Here is a 16536-nt window from a genome sequence, read left to right on the forward strand (position 1 = left end):
ATTAAAAAATTTGTGAGAAGTAAACGCGGTAGCTTTTTCATGCTGCCGCGTTTTTTAAATTTTAAGATTTCCGCCTTAGTTGGTTACTTTCATGACCCCGTTCATGATGCGCCAGTGGCCCGGGAAGGTACACACGTAAGGGTAATCGCCGGTTTTTTGCGGTACTTTAAACCGGATTACCGTCCGGCCTTCGGGATTTACCAGGTCGGTGGCAGCAATTACCTCGTTCATTTTAGGCACGTAATTCTTTTCGGCACCTTTGGGGTCGGCGGCCAATTTATCGGCGGCAGCGCCTACTTTATCGGTCATGCCGGTCATTACGAGTACCCAGTTGTGCTGCATAAAGTCCGGGTTCTCCAGTACCAGTTCTACTACCTGACCGGCTTTTACCGTGAACGATTTTTTATCGAACTGCATCTGGTCTTTTACCACTTTCAGGTTAATGGTAACATCGGCCTTTTCAGTGGTAGGCACTGCAGTAACTACAATGGAACCTACTTCCAGGAACGTGTTGGATAAGTTACCATCGAAGTTAAAATCGTCTTTGTACGGGCCAAACTTCTTGTCGTCTTTTCCTCCTACGCCAATGGCCAAATCAGAAGTAAGTGCTTGTTTAAATAACCCGGGCGCTTTGCCTTCGGCTACCGTTTTGCCATCGAGCTGCAAAGCCATTTTCCCATTTTGGGCTAATTGGGCTACCACTTCGAAGCGGTTTTCCTGCGGTACCGGAGCCGAAATAGAGTACGGTTTACCTTTTTGTTTTACGAGTAGGGTTACTTTATCCTCGTTGATGTACAAGCCATAACCTTGGTTGGTGTCGCCGTGGGTCATAATAACGCCGCTGGGCTGGCCACTTCTGGGTTTAATAACGGCTGATTTAATGGTAATTTCTTTACCCACTACGTTCGGTGCTTCGGCGGCCGGCATCCGCGACCATCTTTCCAGCAAACGCACATCTTTATCTAAGCTTTGGGCTATCCGGGGTACTAAACCAGCAGATGCGGATTCCGATTTTTTAGTGTCTTTTTGCATGGCGCTTTTAAAACCCGCCTGGTGTTTTGTGGTAGCTACAAATAAAGCTTGCGCTAAAGCCGGATCTTTATCGTTATCGGGTGATAAACTAGCAGTGTAAATAGCCTGACCAATGTCGTCGGAAGTAGGCATTTCGGCAAGGGCCAGAATAGCCGTTAAACGAGTAGGCAGGGCGGAGTCATTAATCAGGTTAGATTTTAATAAAGCTTGTTTAACCTCCGCGTTTTTAGGTAATACCTGAATAGCTGTTTTGCGAACGCCAGCCGCCGGGTGCGACAAAGCCTTAATGGCGACCTGCAAAGCTTCTTGGTTAGATTCATCTAGGGCGCCTAAACCGTGCATGGTCCAGAGGGCGTGCACCGCCGGGGCATTTACGCCAATTTCGTCTACACTTTGGTTTGCCGCTATTTTGTACAGCTCCGGTAATACCGATTGGTGTTTACCTTCTACGATTAAACGCTGGGCCGTAGTGCGCCAGAACATGTTATCGTTGTTTAAAGCCGCTACTAAAGTTTCGGGTTTGTTTTTATCCAGTTTAACCGGGTCGTAAGGTTTCGCATTTTTGTAAACTACGCGGTAAATCCGACCTTTGTCGTGGTCGCGTAAAGGGTTAATGTAGGCGTTACCTTTCCCATTTTCGGCCTGGTAACCACCCCGATCCGGAGTTGGCGTAGGGTTGTGCTGAATAATAAAGTCGTACCAATCGGCTACCCAAACGGCACCATCCGGACCAACTTCGGCGTGCACCGGGCCCATCCATTCATCAGAAGAAGCCATAAAGTTCCAGCCGTCTTTTTCTACGTAACCGGCGCCGCTCGGCTCCATAATAGCGTTATGCACTACGCGTCCGGTGGGTTCACACACAAAAGCAATGCGGTTCCAGTATTCTTTCGGGAAGTTTCTGGCGGTGTATAAGTTATGACCAGCCGCCGCGGTAAAACCGCCGTGCACGTCTACCTGGCGCAGGTTCGGCGTCATGGTGTGCATGTCGTAGTGGCCGTCGATTTTTTTAATTCCCTGAGCACCGCTGCCACCTACCAGCACTCTTTTTAAATTTTTATCGGGCATGTAATAATAAGCGCTGTGCGTATTATTAGCCGTAGACAGAAACACGTCAAAGTTTTCGTTGAAGCCTAAGCCCCAGGTGTTGTTACTGGTTTTAGCTAAATATTCCAGGTTTTTACCATCGGGGTTAAAGCGGTACAAGCCCTGGCTGAAAGCAAGGTTCTGGTTTTCGCCGGTACCTTTAAAAGCCGAGTAACCTACCGTGCCCCAGATTTTATTATCCAGGCCATATTTTAAATTAGAAGGCCCGGCGTGGGTATCGAATTTTCCCCAGCCATCTATAATAACTTCGCGCACGTCGGCTTTATCGTCGCCGTTGGTATCTTTTAAGAACATAAATACCGGAGCTTGTGAAATAATAACGCCGCCATTAGCAAAAACAAGGCTGGTGGGGATGTTGAGTTTATCGGCGAAAATAGTAAACTTATCAGCTTTGCCATCGCCATTAGTGTCTTCGCAAATTTTAATGCGGTCATCGCCCACGCCATCTTCTTCGCGCACTTCGTTCGGGTAGTCTACGGTTTCAATTACCCATAAACGGCCGCGTTCGTCCCAGGCCATGGAGATCGGGTTGATAATGTCTGGTTCGGCGGCGAATAATTGCAAATCAAAGTCAACGGGTACCTGAATTAATTTCTGTGACTCGGCGGGGCTTAATGGATTTTGAAATTTCGGGGCCGGATCGCGTTTTTCGTAGTTAGGTACGGCAGCATCTACGTAGGTTAAAGTGGGTAAAGCCAGTTTTTCTACTTGTTTACTTACTTTATCGCCCACGGCCCATAATACGCCATTGCCAATTAATTTCTGAAAGCCAGGGTTGTTCCAGGTACGTTCGTCGTGGCCGTAAGCGGTATAAAATACGCGGCCTTTGCCTTGCTCCCGTACCCAGGTCCAGGGCTCTGGTCGGCCGCCTTCGTCGCGGGTCATGAGTACTTTATTATCTGGATTTAACTTATCGTGCACGTAGGTTTCGTCCCAGGTAGAGAACTCGGTGATGTCCTGCATGGTAGGGTGCTTGGCATCTATGATTTTAGCGGTGAAGTCGCCGGTTTTGTGGGTTTTAAACTGACCACCTACCATTTTGATGTAGTTCTCGGAGTTCTGGAAACAGAACGAGGCGCAGTGAATAGGAATAAAGCCTTTGCCGCTTTCTACAAACTCGGTTAAAGCTTGGTCCTGCTCCGGCGCAATTTTTTCGTGGTTTGCATAAATAATTAAACCATCGTATTTTTTTAAATTTTCTGAATTTAAATCAGCAGGGCTAGTGGTGTACGTGATATTAATGCCTCGGCTGAACAAGGCCGTAGCCAGTGTTGGCGCATACTTATTCGAATTGTGATGTTCGCTTTCATGGCCCAAAAACAAAACTTCGACCCGCCGGGGAGCCTGACTGGTGTTTTGGCTGGAGTTGGGGTTTTTCACACAACTACCTACCAATAACGCCATCAAAAAAATGATAAAAATACTTCGTTGCATATACTAATATTACTTTTTATGGTGCAAGAACTTATAATACAATTAAATAAGCTTACTAAAATTAGGACGCATTTACAAGTTTACTCTATTACTAAATCCAAAACTGCCTGTTTTTTAACTGAAATTTACTGTATATTGACTAGTTTAAGTCGGGTTTAAAGAAATTTAGGTACAATAAAAGGAGAGGGCTTATAAGCGGGTTGTAAATACCAGACGAAGCAATGGGCTTTTTAAGATTTAGCTGATTTGCGGATTGGTGTGTGAAGTCCAGTGCAAGTTAAAGATTAGCATTTATTCAGACGGGGTAAGATTACACACATCACTTTGTCTTGGTACTGAATTTCTGATTTCAAAAATTTTTAAAATTTTGTTATTTTTAAAAATTATCTATTCTCCTTGCCCGTATGAAACCTGTTATCCGGAAGTCAGCTAATCAAACCACGGGGTCTTTTACCGTAAAGAAACTGCATGATCCGCATTTCGACCCGAACTGGCATTTTCATCCGGAGTATCAGTTATTTTTGGTGCTGGAGGGTACGGGCACCCGATTTATCGGGGATTCTATCCAGCATTTTGAAGCGGGTGATTTGGTTTTTACCGGGCCAAATTTGCCCCATTTGTGGCGAAGCGATACGGTTTATTTTAAAGGCAACCCGGATTGCCAGGTACAAGGCATCGTGGTTTATTTTGATGCGCACTTTTTAGGAACTGATTTTTTTCATAAGCCCGAAATGTTCGCTCTAAAACACCTGCTGCAACAATCGGAACGGGGTTTAGAAATACTGGGGTATACCCGCGATATTTTAACGCACCAAATAAAAGCATTGGAGCAATTAACCGGCTTCGACCGGATTCTGGTTTTGCTGGAGATATTACATACGCTGGCCCGCTCTACGGAGTACAACCTACTATCCAGCAACGGTTTTACCAACACCTTTAAACCTTCGGATACCCCCCGGATGCAGCAAGTACACGATTACGTATTAACTAATTTTAAAAATTCGATTTCGCTGGAATCCGTGGCCGAAGTGGCCAATATGAGTCCCTCGGCTTTTTGCCGGTATTTTAAAGCCAGGGCTAATAAAACTTTTTACGATTTTGTGAGCGAAATCCGGATTGGTTATGCCTGTAAATTACTCATCGAAGAAAAATGGACCGTTACCCAGATTTGTTACGAAAGCGGGTACAAAACCTTATCTAACTTTAATACCCAATTTAAAGCCATTACGGGTTTAAGTCCTTTGCAGTACCAAAAGCAATACCTGAGCAGTAACCTGCCCGAAAATAAAAAAGCCGGATAAAATCCGGCTTTTCTGTTACCAACGGCGGTTATCATCGTCGTTATTGCGATCGCGCCAACGGTCGTTGGTCCGGCGGCGGGAGTCATCCTCGTCGGCCCAACGTGGCCCTGATTCGTAGCCCCGGTTAAAATTACGCGGCTCGTTGCGCCAATTCTGATTTTGTTGATTATTCCGGTTAGTATCCCGTTCGTTCTGTATATCGTCCGGATGCGTAAACGTACGCCAGTCTTCGCGCACCTGGTCTACAATACGGCCAAAAAAGCCCCGGTTGTCGTGGTTCCGGTTCTGGTCATGATCATGGTCGTTATCTTGGCCCGGAGTTTCCCAGTGCCGGTTACCGCTGCCGTAGCGATAGTCTTCGGCGGCAAATTGCTTTCGGTCATCAAACATACGGGGTTCTTCGCCAGCGTAAAAGCGGTTATCACTCTCGGTGTATCGGTCGTAACCGCGGTTGTCGTTGTTATCGTAGCGGTTATTCTGGTACTGGTTATTTTGCTGGTACCGATTGCCTTGGTTGTACCGGTAATCCTGGTTATAATTATTTTGGTTCCGGTTATTTTGGTTAAACTGGTTATCGTTCACGCGTTCTTCGTGGCGATAATTTTCCTGACCTCTATCTACCGGCCAGTTTTGCTGGTTCCGCGAATTGTTTTGCCCGAATGCTTGGTTTTGGTCGTAGTTCTGGTTAGAATTCCGGCGATGGTCCCGATTATCCCCAAAATTTATATCAGCATTCCGGTAAGCGCTGTTAGGGTCGGCACCGTAATGTTGGTTGCCGCGGTTATTAAAATCCGCATTATTGCGGTAATCGTAATTGTTCCGGTACTGATTGTTAGAATTCTGGTTGCGGTTATCTTCGGCTATGCGTTTGCCTATCCGTTGATTTTCTTCCAAACGATCGTCCCGATCATCTTGTCTTCTATTATTTTGATAATCTTGCATGTTTTTTCAATTAAGGTAAATGACTGTACGCTCCTTAGTTACAGAGCGTGATCCCCATTTTCTACGAAGACGAAAGTATAGGGTTGATGTTTAGGCATACTTCTCTTTTAAATTCCTGGTTTGGGGTGTTGCTGGCTGCCAACAAAGAGATAAACCTAAGACTAAAACTCGCTGTATTCACCTGTTTTTATATAGGCTTCCGCTATATTTATTCCTATTTTTAGATAATATTTAACGAGTATATTCTCTATTCAAGTTTGTTTTGGGCATTTATAAGAAATTGAAAAAATTATAATTCCTTTTTTTTGAAATTTCTGAGATACCTGTAACTTACCAGAATAATCGTTTTTTATTTCACGTCATGACCATTCCAGAGAGCAAGCAATTCTTTGAAGACAAAGGATACTTAGTAGGTGATGCAGTACAAATGTACCGCACTGAAGATGACAAACTTTTATTTGCCCGTATGCGCTTTTTACACTTGTTTTTTGAAAGTGGCATTAAAAAGAATTACGACGAACAATATTTAGAAAAATTATGCCTGTACCTGGATAGCATGTGCAGTTTGGTATTTAATTATAATGTATTGTTTACTGCAGAGCCCGCAACCCATACTCCTATAAACCAATTGGTATTTTTTGCGCTGCCCAAAGATTTACACGAAATTCTGTTAAACTTACGTTTTCAGGAATTGATTTTTGCGGAGCTCGAAGAGTATGAAATTTGTGCTAATATCTCGTTTGCCCAACAATGCGTTTTAAACGAAATTGCCCGCAAATCAGAATAAGAAAAAGAGCTTAAATAAATACTAAAAAGGCTGTTTATTTACGAGCAGCCTTTTTAGTATTTTGTTCTTTATAGTTATTTACCGCTTTCTGGGTTGTTGCCCCCCCTCGCCTTCTTCTTTTAAACCGGCCTGGTTCTCGAGGCTACCGGTGTTTAATTCTTCTTTCCGGTTCTTGCCCGGGGTATTTTGTCCGGGGCTCTGGGTATCATGACCTTGATGGTTGCCTTTTTGGCCGCTGTGGCCAGGTCCCATGCCGCCCCGGTGTGTGCCGTGGCCGGTATCTTTATCGCTAATGGTGTGGGGCTGCTTGCCGTGTGGGGTAGGTTCTTTGCCTAAGCCGCTTTTTTCGCCGGGGCCACCGCCCCGCCGGCCTAATACATCGCCGCCACCGTTAAAATCATCGTGCGCCTGGCCTTTATCTACTTCTCCGCCCACATCGTTTACATCGTCCAGGTTGCGGTTGTTTTCATCCACATTGGTTACCTCATCTATATTATCAATCTGAGGCGCATTTGGTGTTGCTTGTCCCTGACTATTTCCACTATCTTTTGTTGCCATCATTCTATCGTTTACTGTTTAAAAACTCTAGCCATGCGTTTGCATGTTTTAAAGTTTACGCGTTTACCGTCTTACAAGTTGAGTTAAGCGTATCGGAAATAAACTTTTGAACCTTTTAAATATAGGAGTATTGGTAAATTTTTAAAATTTAAAAGGTACCCACTATAATTTATATGCTATATAACTCCGGCCGGCAAGCCTGATATTATCAATTTTATGAATTACCTGCTTACAAACAAAAAAGCACTATGTTGCCACAGTGCTTTTTTGTAATAGTTACCATTTATTTATTACCCGTAAGCGGGTTTATCAATATTTGGTTTGTTTGTGTTGCGGTTTGGATGACTGCCCGGTGTAGTAGGAATATCTGGTTCGCCGTTGTCGTCGGTGTATTTTTCCCCTAATTCATCCATGGCCTTCAATGAACTTTCCGCATTAATATCTTTCATGCCTCCTACACCTTCACCAGCCGGATCGCCCATTGGTCTTTTAGACTGCTTACTGGTATTATTACTTTTATACGGCATAATTACCTCCTTCTTTAAAATGAATGATACTTTCTTTTAATTTAATTTTCAAGATCGCTCAACAGCAATTAATACTATTACGCCAGCAAATCCCATATATACCCCTGACAACGCCAGTAATCCATACAGGTATGCTTAAGTTACTGCCCGCGCTTGTTGAGTTGCAATAGGTTTATAGTAAATGTAGCCGCAAGCTACTAGAAGCGATCTTCGTCGTCGTCGATGTCTTCGTCATCGTCTAAGTCCAGATCATCTACGTCATCATCAAAATCGTCGTCCAAGTCTGAATCAAAATCATCATCTGGTATTTCGCTGATATCTACATCGTCATCGTCGAAATCATCGTCGGTATCTACATCGTCAAAATCTTCATCGTCTTCGTCCTCGTCCAGAGCCACAATAGAAGATCCGGAGTTTAATTGCTCGCCAATTTGCAAACCATCATAATGGGCATTGGGGTCTTCGGAATCTTCGTTCATCGATAAAGCAGTATCTCCGTTTGGAGAGTCGGTGCCGTAACCATTACGGCCATCGCGGTCGCCGAACCCACCCCGGGCGTGCTCATTCTTTGGTGGATCAGCGTTCGGGATTATGTGCCCGGCATTCATTTCTTCAAAATCGGTATCGGAATCTAAAACTCTAACCTTCCCGGCCCGATTGGTCGTTTCTTCGCTCATAACTTTATACATTACAGTTGCCATTTTTTAAATTTTATTTTAGTTTTTACAATTAGAAAATACCTTTTACTAAATGCCTTCTTTTACTGTTTTTTACAAGAGTAGGTTTAAAAATTAACCCGCAACTACTTCGCCGCCGTTTACATGTATTATTTGGCCGGTAATGTACGAGCCATCTTCCGAAGCCAGAAAAACGTAAGCGGGTGCCACTTCGGAGGGTTGCCCCGCCCGGCCCAGAGGTACATCGGAGCCAAAATCAGCCACATTTTCTAACGTAGCCGGTATTAGCGGCGTCCAGATGGGGCCTGGCGCTACGGCATTTACCCGGATTCCTTTTTCGGCCAGGTTCTGCGACAGCGAACGGGTAAAAGTTGTAATGGCGCCTTTGGTAGCCGAATAATCTATTAAATGGCTGCTGCCCCGGAAAGACGTAACCGACGTGGTATTTATAATACTATCGCCTTTTTGCAGGTGCGGCAAAGCTGCTTGTGCCACATAAAAATAAGCAAAAATATTAGTCCGGAAAGTAGCTTCTAACTGCTCCTGGCTAATGCTTTCCAACTCTTTTTGTTCGTGTTGCTCGGCCGCATTGTTAACTACAATGTTTATTTTTCCGCCAAACTCATCCACGGCTTGCTGCACCGCATTTTTACAAAAACCTTCTTCGCGCAAGTCGCCCTGAATAAGCAAACATTTACGGCCTTCGGCTTCTATTAAGCGTTTGGTTTCGCGGGCATCTTCGTTTTCGTCGAGGTATACAATGGCAATATCAGCGCCTTCGCGGGCAAAATGCACCGCCACGGCGCGCCCAATGCCACTATCGCCCCCTGTAATAAAAGCCACTTTACCGGCTAGTTTATCGCTTCCTTTATAATTATCCCGGATAATTTCGGGCTTGGGAGTCATTTTATATTCATCGCCGGGTTGGTCAGCCTGGTGCTGATCTGGCTGCGACGTAGGTTTATTTTCCATAGTTTAAAAGTTAATATTCGCACGAGAGCCATTCTATACGAAAGGCATTTATTGCAGTTCTACAAATTTCCATTCGATTGCTATTATTTAAGTTAAAAAATTAAAAACTCGTAATCTAAAGGAGAATAGTACTATATTTTTGAACCTGAATAATTAAAGGGTAGGCTGTACTAGCTAACGTGGGAACAAAATAGCTCTGTATATAAATAATAATCTGAAGTTTACAGGTTAGGCTACGCAACTGCTACGGTAACGGCCTGGGCTACATTAATTTGTATTGTATCTAAATTTTTTAAAAAATTACCCTTATGTGGACAGAAACAGACAACCGGTTGAAGAAAACTTTCCGGTTCCCGGATTTTAAAACGGCATTCGCATTTATGACCCAAGTAGCCGCGCTCGCCGAGGAAATGGATCACCATCCGGACTGGCGGAATGTGTATAATGTAGTCTATTTTGAGTTATATACCTTTGATGCCGGCAATACCGTTACTAACCGCGATCGCAAATTAGCGCAGCGCATTGATGAACTGGCGGGTACGTATGCCAGTAATTAATAATATTAAAAAATTTGCATGGCAGCGGCTGACTAGCATTTTGAGTAAGGCATGGAAGTAAATCCGCGCCTTAGTGATATAAAACAACTTCAGTAAGAAACTAAAGCATCAATCGCCGCTATGCGCACAAGAATTAAATTTTTAGATCATAGTAAGCTTTCCCCCCTTTATTTTGGAAAACCGCTGGTATCTAAGCGGGGAATAATTTTTAATGCATTTTTGTAATACAACTTTTTCAATACCTCGTCCGGCAGGTTTAAACCATACATTTTCCAGAAAGCGTGGCGTTTGCGGTAATAGTCGAAGTACTCGTCGTCGGTTTCGAGTACCCGGAAGTAGGTGTAGTATTCGGTGGGAGCGTAAATATCTTTCCCAAATAACACCCGGTCCTGGTATTTAATAAACCACTCGCGGGCAAAGTGCGGCTGGCGGCCTATTTCCGCGAGTACGGCACCAATCTCGGTGTACACATTTGGTAACTTATCTAATAACTTACCCAGTCTGGCTAAATCGCCGCCGAGCCAGCCAAGGTGGGCATTAATAAATATGGTTTTAGGATTGTTCGCAAACAAATTGTGCTGCTCCTGCATTACTTGCTCCCACCCAGGATATTCGCTGCTGGGACGGGCGCGGTTTGGAAATTGTTTCAACTCCAACCAGCGCTCGTTGTTTTTATCGATCGGGTCGAAGAAAGAACGCGGCTCGCCGGTATGAATAAGTACAGGAATTTTTAGTTCGGCACACTTTTGCCAGATAGGATTGAGCCGTGGATCGTCGGTTGGGATTCTTTTGCCGTTTTTATCTTTCACGGTCAAGCCCAGATTTTTAAAAATTTTCAATCCTTGAGCGCCGTTTTTCACGTCTTGTTCTAATTGGGCAGCGGCTTTCCGGCCAAAATCCGGATCATCAATTTTATCAAAATCTACGTTCGCAAATACTACAAACCGGTTGGGATAATTGCCTTTTAAATTAGCGACTCCGCTTTTAAGCGTAGCACCGCTACCGCCGCTTAAATTAACCATAGTACGCATGTTTAAAGCATCCATCTCTTGCACTATTTTGGCCATAGCCTCTTTGCTCATATTGGAGTTTTGGTGACTGTGCACATCAATAAACGGGTACTTGGCTTTGGTTACCGGGTGCTCGGGTACCACCAGCGTAGATTTAGGCTCGTATTCTTCAAAGCTCATTTCCTGCGCTTGAACACTTAAGCAGAATGGAGAAACAATGCTTCCCAGAAACAGAAGTATTAGTTTGTTGCGGATCATAGGGTGAGTGGTGGAGTGTGGTTTAAAGATAAGAAAGAGTTATTAATTTTTTGACCTTCTGTTTCTGAACTTACATTGCAAAGTCTCACTAAAGTAACTACTTTCTATCAGCTTGGTGGCCTCATGGCCGGCGGGCCCCGTTTTTGCTTTTCGGGCGGTTTAGCGAATCTTTCCTCGCTCCGCTGCGGAATGTGGCTCCGCCACACCGAATCGCTAAAAGGCCCTCAAAACAAAAACTGGTATTGTTCTCTTCTTAAGATATCTGCTTCGTAGTTTTATGTATGATGCAAGGTAAATTATTTAGTGGTTTAAATAGAAGTCAACCACCCCTGCCCCTCCTTATCTAAGGAGGGGAGCTTTAAATTATTTGCTTTATTAGCTCTACTTTGAGTGAGTAAAATCTTTGATATTCAAGAGAAGATTATATGCGTTTTGCAACTACTTTGAATTGAAATTTCTTTCAACTAGGAAAAGCAGTAGCTAAAAGCAACAGACACCAGTTTGGCTCTAGAGCGCCTTGTAGGCTTCCGGTGCCGAGGAACGAGGCATTCCACATCACAGCAAGGAAAGAAATAAAAAAGTAGTAGCCACATCTCCTCCCCTGTTTTTAGGGGAGGTGCCGCAGGCGGAGGGGTAAATAAGGCCACTATGCTATTAGAAAGTAACTGCTTTAATGAGACCTTGCTAAACAAACTCAAATGCAAAAGAACCTACGGAAACAGAATTAGCTAAAACGAAAAAAGGCTACCCTAAGGCAGCCTTTTCTAAAATCAAAATTTTTAAAAATTACTCAGCAACTTCAGCAGCTACAGGAGCATCTACCGGAAGAACCGATACGAAAGAACGGTCTTTGCGGCCTTTTTTAAATTGTACAATACCATCGGTTAAGGCAAATAAGGTATGGTCTTTACCAATACCTACGTTGGTGCCTGGATGGTGCGCGGTACCGCGCTGACGCACGATAATGTTACCAGCGGTGATAGTCTGGCCTCCGTAAATTTTTACACCCAGTCGTTTGCTATGCGACTCGCGACCGTTGTTCGACGAGCCGGCTCCTTTTTTGTGTGCCATTTTCTTCTATACTTTTAATTCGGGAACCCGAAAATTTTACTAAATTAATTTACTTGTAAAATACCTGCTCTTACTAATTAAGCAATGCTTTCGATTAATACTTTCGTATAATCCTGGCGGTGACCATTTTTCTTTTTGTAACCTTTACGGCGTTTTTTCTTGAAGATAATAACTTTATCTCCTTTAACATGGCCAAGTATTTTACCGGTAACTTTAATGTTTTCCACAAACGGCGCACCTACGTTAATAGTGCCGTTGTCTTCGGTTAATAATACATTGGCGAACTCTACGGCGTCACCCTCATTGCCGGAAAGCTTGTTGGTATAGACGAATTTACCGCCTTCTACCTTGGTCTGACGACCTGCGATATCAACTATTGCGTACATGAAGCTTACTTTTGTGGTTTTATAATTAGGGGGCAAAGGTAGTATTTGTTATGGTAATTACCAAATATGCGCTATTTTAATTTATTTAATAAATTTCCTATTTACTTATCTCATTTACAAAACGTTAACTAGTTTTTTGCTTGTCTTAAAAAACTTACTGTGCATAAATTGGTTTATTTATACACATTCTAAGTGTGAACATCTGTGGAGAAATAGTGGAGAAATAAATGATTTTATAAGGAATATCCGCAGGGTTCTTCCGTATATTTGAATCAGATTCACCTGTAGAAAGGCCCAGCGGAAAGTACAAACCGGTTATCCCGCTGGTTATCAACGTGATCTAATAATACCTATTTCGTTTACCTTTAATTAGTATCTATGGAGCCCATATTGCAAGAGAACCCGAATAGATTCGTTCTATTCCCAATTCAGAACGACGCCGTTTGGCAAATGTACAAGAAAGCCGAAGCCAGCTTCTGGACGGCCGAAGAGATTGATTTATCGGCGGATATTAAAGACTGGGAGCGTCTGAATGATGGCGAACGGCACTTTATTTCGCACGTTTTAGCCTTCTTTGCGGCCTCCGATGGTATCGTGAACGAAAACCTGGCTATTAATTTCATGCAGGAAGTGCAAATGCCCGAAGCCCGCTGTTTTTATGGTTTCCAGATTATGATGGAAAACATACACTCCGAAACGTATTCCTTATTGATTGACACCTATATTAAAGATCCGGCCGAGAAAGACCGCTTGTTTAATGCGCTCGAAACGGTAGACTGCGTAAAGAAAAAAGGCGAGTGGGCCTTGCGCTGGATTAATTCCGAGAACTTTACCGAGCGCTTAATCGCGTTTGCCGCCGTAGAAGGTATCTTTTTCTCCGGCTCATTCTGCTCTATCTTCTGGCTCAAAAAACGAGGCCTGATGCCGGGCTTAACGTTTTCGAATGAGTTGATTTCCCGTGACGAAGGACTCCACTGTGATTTTGCCTGCTTGTTGTACTCGATGTTGGAAAACCCGCTGCCCGAAGAACGCGTACATACCATCATTCGCGATGCGGTTGCCATTGAGCAAGAATTTGTAACCGACGCACTACCCGTAGACTTAATCGGAATGAACGCCAAACTCATGAGCCAATACATCGAATTTGTAGCCGACCGGTTACTCGTGGCCCTGGGTTGTTCTAAAATTTATAATTCTACCAATCCTTTCGATTTCATGGAAATGATTTCGCTGCAGGGTAAAACTAATTTCTTCGAAAAACGCGTGGGCGAATACCAGAAGGCGGGCGTGATGAGCGACCGCACGGATAACGTGTTCTCGCTCGACGAAGATTTTTAATCCAGAAACAACGAATGAGGCCAACGGAAAAAATAGCGAATCACTTTCCAAAAAATTCCGGCCTCTTCGTCTCCCTAAAATTTCAGAAATATATCTTTAAAACCTCGCCTGAAGGGGCTTTGGCAATCAGGCTGTTATCTATTACCGGGCGTTCTGCGCTCGGCCGGATTCCCTTAACCTATATTTTTACAAAACTATGTTAGTTATAAAAAGAGACGGCCGGCGTGAGTCCGTCAAGTTTGACAAAATTACGGCCCGAATAGAGAAGCTCTGCTACGGCCTGAACATGATTTACGTGTCGCCGATTGAAGTGGCTAAAAAGGTAATCGACGGGATTTACGATGGGGTAACCACCGTAGAACTCGATAACCTGGCCGCCGAAATCTCGGCTTCCATGACTACCAAGCACCCGGACTACGCTATTCTGGCGGCCCGGATTGCCATTTCGAACTTGCATAAGGTTACGGCTAAGTCGTTCAGCAGCACCATGAAGCGGCTGTATACTTACGAAGATCCGAAAACCGGCGAAAATGCCTCGTTGCTGGCAAAAGACGTGTACGAAATTATCCGGAAAAATGCCGCTCTATTGGACTCCAGCATTATCTACGACCGCGATTACAACTACGATTATTTCGGTTACAAAACCCTGGAGCGTTCGTATTTGCTGCGCCTGGATGGCAAAGTAGTGGAGCGGCCGCAGCACATGCTCATGCGGGTAGCTATCGGTATCCACAAAAACGACATTGATTCGGCCATCGAGACTTATAATTTAATGTCGGAGAAATGGTTTACCCACGCTACGCCTACCCTGTTTAATGCCGGTACGCCTAAGCCGCAATTATCGAGCTGCTTCTTGCTTACCATGAAAGAAGACAGCATTCCGGGCATTTACGATACCCTGAAAAGCTGCGCCATGATTTCGCAGAGCGCTGGTGGTATTGGCTTAAGCGCGCACAACATCCGGGCTACAGGTTCTTATATTAAAGGCACTAACGGTACTTCTAACGGTTTGGTACCTATGTTAAAGGTGTTTAACGATACGGCCCGTTACGTAGACCAGGGCGGTGGCAAGCGCAAAGGAGCGTTCGCGATTTACCTGGAGCCCTGGCACGCCGATGTTTTTGAATTCCTGGATTTGCGTAAGAACCACGGGAAAGAAGAAATGCGCGCCCGCGATTTATTCTACGCCCTCTGGATTCCGGATTTGTTTATGAAACGTGTGGAAAGCAACGGCGACTGGAGTTTGTTCTGCCCGAACGAAGCTCCTGGTTTACCGGATTGCTACGGCAAAGAGTTTGAACGCTTGTACGAAAAATACGAGAAAGAAGGCCGCGCCCGCAAAACCATTAAAGCGCAGGAGTTGTGGTTTGCCATTCTGGAAAGCCAAACCGAAACCGGTACGCCGTACATGCTCTTTAAAGACCACGCTAACAACAAATCGAACCAGCAGAACTTAGGTACTATTAAGTCTAGTAACTTATGTACCGAAATTATTGAGTACACTGCTCCGGACGAGATTGCGGTATGTAACCTGGCTTCGTTGGCGTTGCCGCGTTTTGTAACCGGCGAAGGTGAAATTAAGCAGTTTGATCACCAGAAACTGTATGAGGTAACTTACCACGTAACCAAAAACCTGAACAAGGTAATTGATATTAACTACTACCCCGTAGAAGAAGCCCGGAACTCTAACCTGCGCCACCGGCCCATTGGTTTAGGTATTCAGGGCTTAGCCGATACGTTTATTGCGCTGCGCATGCCGTTCGAAAGCGAAGAAGCCGCCCGCTTAAACAAAGATATTTTCGAAACTATTTACTTTGCGGCCATGACGGCTTCGAAAGATTTGGCGAAGAAAGATGGCCCGTACTCTACTTTCGAAGGTTCGCCTATTTCCCGCGGTATCTTCCAGTTCGATATGTGGGACGTTACCCCCGAGTCGGGCCGTTGGGATTGGGAAGCTTTGCGCAACGAAGTAGTAGAACACGGGGTGCGTAACTCCTTGTTAGTAGCGCCAATGCCAACCGCCTCTACTGCGCAGATTTTAGGTAATAACGAAAGCTTTGAGCCGTATACCTCTAATATATATGTACGGCGCGTACTAAGCGGTGAGTTTATGGTGGTAAACAAACACCTGCTGAAAGACCTGATTAAACTCGGTATCTGGAACGACAGCATGAAAAACCAGATTATCGCGGCCAACGGTTCTATCCAGAATATCCCGAACATTCCGCAGAACATTAAAGACCTGTACAAAACCGTTTGGGAAATTAAGCAGAAAACCATTATTGACCTGAGCGCTGACCGTGGAGCGTACATCTGCCAAAGCCAAAGCCTGAACCTGCACGTACAGAACCCGAACTTCGGTAAACTGACTTCGATGCACTTCCACGCGTGGAAACGCGGCCTGAAAACCGGTATGTATTACCTGCGTACCAAAGCCGCCGCCGACGCGATCAAGTTCACGGTAGAAAAACAAGCCGCTGAAACCCTGGAACCCATGAACGTTTCAGACCAAAACCGCAGCGACATGGCCTGCTCCCTGGATAACCCAGACGCATGCGAGGCATGTGGTAGCTAAGAAT

Annotated in this window: 14 protein-coding genes; 5 read left to right on the plus strand and 9 right to left on the minus strand. The window is 44.5% G+C overall.

From position 1 onward, the window contains the following. Positions 1 to 75: 75 nt before the first annotated feature. Complete coding sequence (locus HUW51_RS08375; RefSeq protein ID WP_185273522.1) at positions 76 to 3573, minus strand: PVC-type heme-binding CxxCH protein; 3498 nt, start codon at positions 3571 to 3573, stop codon at positions 76 to 78. 404 nt (positions 3574 to 3977) lie between these two features. Here HUW51_RS08375 and HUW51_RS08380 point away from each other — a divergent pair, with 404 nt between their 5' ends. Further along, positions 3978 to 4874, plus strand: a complete 897-nt coding sequence (locus HUW51_RS08380) for an AraC family transcriptional regulator (RefSeq protein ID WP_185273523.1) — start codon at positions 3978 to 3980, stop codon at positions 4872 to 4874. Positions 4875 to 4889: 15 nt separating this feature from the next. Here HUW51_RS08380 and HUW51_RS08385 read toward each other — a convergent pair whose 3' ends face one another. Beyond that, entirely contained in the window at positions 4890 to 5816 is a 927-nt protein-coding gene (locus HUW51_RS08385) for a hypothetical protein (protein ID WP_185273524.1), read from the minus strand. Between the two features lie 361 nt (positions 5817 to 6177). Here HUW51_RS08385 and HUW51_RS08390 point away from each other — a divergent pair, with 361 nt between their 5' ends. Further along, the gene (locus HUW51_RS08390) at positions 6178 to 6603 is read left to right on the plus strand and encodes a hypothetical protein (RefSeq protein ID WP_185273525.1); all 426 of its coding nucleotides are present in this window, start codon (positions 6178 to 6180) and stop codon (positions 6601 to 6603) included. A 78-nt stretch (positions 6604 to 6681) separates the two neighbouring features. Here HUW51_RS08390 and HUW51_RS08395 read toward each other — a convergent pair whose 3' ends face one another. From HUW51_RS08395 to HUW51_RS08410, 4 genes are all read right to left on the minus strand, one after another. Then, entirely contained in the window at positions 6682 to 7164 is a 483-nt protein-coding gene (locus HUW51_RS08395) for a hypothetical protein (RefSeq protein WP_185273526.1), read from the minus strand. 287 nt (positions 7165 to 7451) lie between these two features. Then, on the minus strand, positions 7452 to 7688 hold the full coding sequence (locus HUW51_RS08400; RefSeq protein WP_185273527.1) for a hypothetical protein: 237 nt from the start codon (positions 7686 to 7688) through the stop codon (positions 7452 to 7454). A gap of 197 nt (positions 7689 to 7885) precedes the next feature. Then, positions 7886 to 8365 (minus strand): hypothetical protein, encoded by a 480-nt coding sequence (locus HUW51_RS08405; protein ID WP_185273528.1) that lies wholly within the window; start codon positions 8363 to 8365, stop codon positions 7886 to 7888. A 114-nt stretch (positions 8366 to 8479) separates the two neighbouring features. Then, positions 8480 to 9337, minus strand: a complete 858-nt coding sequence (locus HUW51_RS08410; RefSeq protein WP_185273529.1) for an SDR family oxidoreductase — start codon at positions 9335 to 9337, stop codon at positions 8480 to 8482. 308 nt (positions 9338 to 9645) lie between these two features. Here HUW51_RS08410 and HUW51_RS08415 point away from each other — a divergent pair, with 308 nt between their 5' ends. After that, a complete protein-coding gene (locus tag HUW51_RS08415) occupies positions 9646 to 9894 on the plus strand; it encodes a 4a-hydroxytetrahydrobiopterin dehydratase (RefSeq protein ID WP_185273530.1) in 249 nt (82 codons plus the stop codon). Positions 9895 to 10061: 167 nt separating this feature from the next. Here HUW51_RS08415 and HUW51_RS08420 read toward each other — a convergent pair whose 3' ends face one another. From HUW51_RS08420 to rplU, 3 genes are all read right to left on the minus strand, one after another. Further along, a complete protein-coding gene (locus tag HUW51_RS08420; protein ID WP_185273531.1) occupies positions 10062 to 11162 on the minus strand; it encodes an amidohydrolase family protein in 1101 nt (366 codons plus the stop codon). Between the two features lie 786 nt (positions 11163 to 11948). Then, positions 11949 to 12233 (minus strand): 50S ribosomal protein L27, encoded by a 285-nt coding sequence (rpmA, locus tag HUW51_RS08425; RefSeq protein ID WP_185273532.1) that lies wholly within the window; start codon positions 12231 to 12233, stop codon positions 11949 to 11951. A 77-nt stretch (positions 12234 to 12310) separates the two neighbouring features. Next, positions 12311 to 12619, minus strand: coding sequence for a 50S ribosomal protein L21 (gene rplU / locus HUW51_RS08430; protein WP_185273533.1), 309 nt, complete (start codon positions 12617 to 12619; stop codon positions 12311 to 12313). Between the two features lie 378 nt (positions 12620 to 12997). Here rplU and HUW51_RS08435 point away from each other — a divergent pair, with 378 nt between their 5' ends. Next, positions 12998 to 13957 (plus strand): ribonucleoside-diphosphate reductase small subunit, encoded by a 960-nt coding sequence (locus HUW51_RS08435; protein ID WP_185273534.1) that lies wholly within the window; start codon positions 12998 to 13000, stop codon positions 13955 to 13957. A 196-nt stretch (positions 13958 to 14153) separates the two neighbouring features. Next, a complete protein-coding gene (locus HUW51_RS08440) occupies positions 14154 to 16532 on the plus strand; it encodes a ribonucleoside-diphosphate reductase subunit alpha (protein WP_185273535.1) in 2379 nt (792 codons plus the stop codon). The last annotated feature ends 4 nt before the right edge of the window (positions 16533 to 16536 follow it).

The sequence above is a fragment of the Adhaeribacter swui genome (assembly GCF_014217805.1).
Taxonomy (GTDB): Bacteria; Bacteroidota; Bacteroidia; order Cytophagales; family Hymenobacteraceae; genus Adhaeribacter; species Adhaeribacter swui.

Bases quoted from the DNA above. Each gene is read 5' to 3' on its own strand.
- HUW51_RS08375 (WP_185273522.1), bottom strand. From the start codon at position 3,573: ATGCAACGAAGTATTTTTATCATTTTTTTGATGGCGTTATTGGTAGGT.
- HUW51_RS08380 (WP_185273523.1), top strand. From the start codon at position 3,978: ATGAAACCTGTTATCCGGAAGTCAGCTAATCAAACCACGGGGTCTTTT.
- HUW51_RS08385 (WP_185273524.1), bottom strand. From the start codon at position 5,816: ATGCAAGATTATCAAAATAATAGAAGACAAGATGATCGGGACGATCGT.
- HUW51_RS08390 (WP_185273525.1), top strand. From the start codon at position 6,178: ATGACCATTCCAGAGAGCAAGCAATTCTTTGAAGACAAAGGATACTTA.
- HUW51_RS08395 (WP_185273526.1), bottom strand. From the start codon at position 7,164: ATGATGGCAACAAAAGATAGTGGAAATAGTCAGGGACAAGCAACACCA.
- HUW51_RS08400 (WP_185273527.1), bottom strand. From the start codon at position 7,688: ATGCCGTATAAAAGTAATAATACCAGTAAGCAGTCTAAAAGACCAATG.
- HUW51_RS08405 (WP_185273528.1), bottom strand. From the start codon at position 8,365: ATGAGCGAAGAAACGACCAATCGGGCCGGGAAGGTTAGAGTTTTAGAT.
- HUW51_RS08410 (WP_185273529.1), bottom strand. From the start codon at position 9,337: ATGGAAAATAAACCTACGTCGCAGCCAGATCAGCACCAGGCTGACCAA.
- HUW51_RS08415 (WP_185273530.1), top strand. From the start codon at position 9,646: ATGTGGACAGAAACAGACAACCGGTTGAAGAAAACTTTCCGGTTCCCG.
- HUW51_RS08420 (WP_185273531.1), bottom strand. From the start codon at position 11,162: ATGATCCGCAACAAACTAATACTTCTGTTTCTGGGAAGCATTGTTTCT.
- rpmA (WP_185273532.1), bottom strand. From the start codon at position 12,233: ATGGCACACAAAAAAGGAGCCGGCTCGTCGAACAACGGTCGCGAGTCG.
- rplU (WP_185273533.1), bottom strand. From the start codon at position 12,619: ATGTACGCAATAGTTGATATCGCAGGTCGTCAGACCAAGGTAGAAGGC.
- HUW51_RS08435 (WP_185273534.1), top strand. From the start codon at position 12,998: ATGGAGCCCATATTGCAAGAGAACCCGAATAGATTCGTTCTATTCCCA.
- HUW51_RS08440 (WP_185273535.1), top strand. From the start codon at position 14,154: ATGTTAGTTATAAAAAGAGACGGCCGGCGTGAGTCCGTCAAGTTTGAC.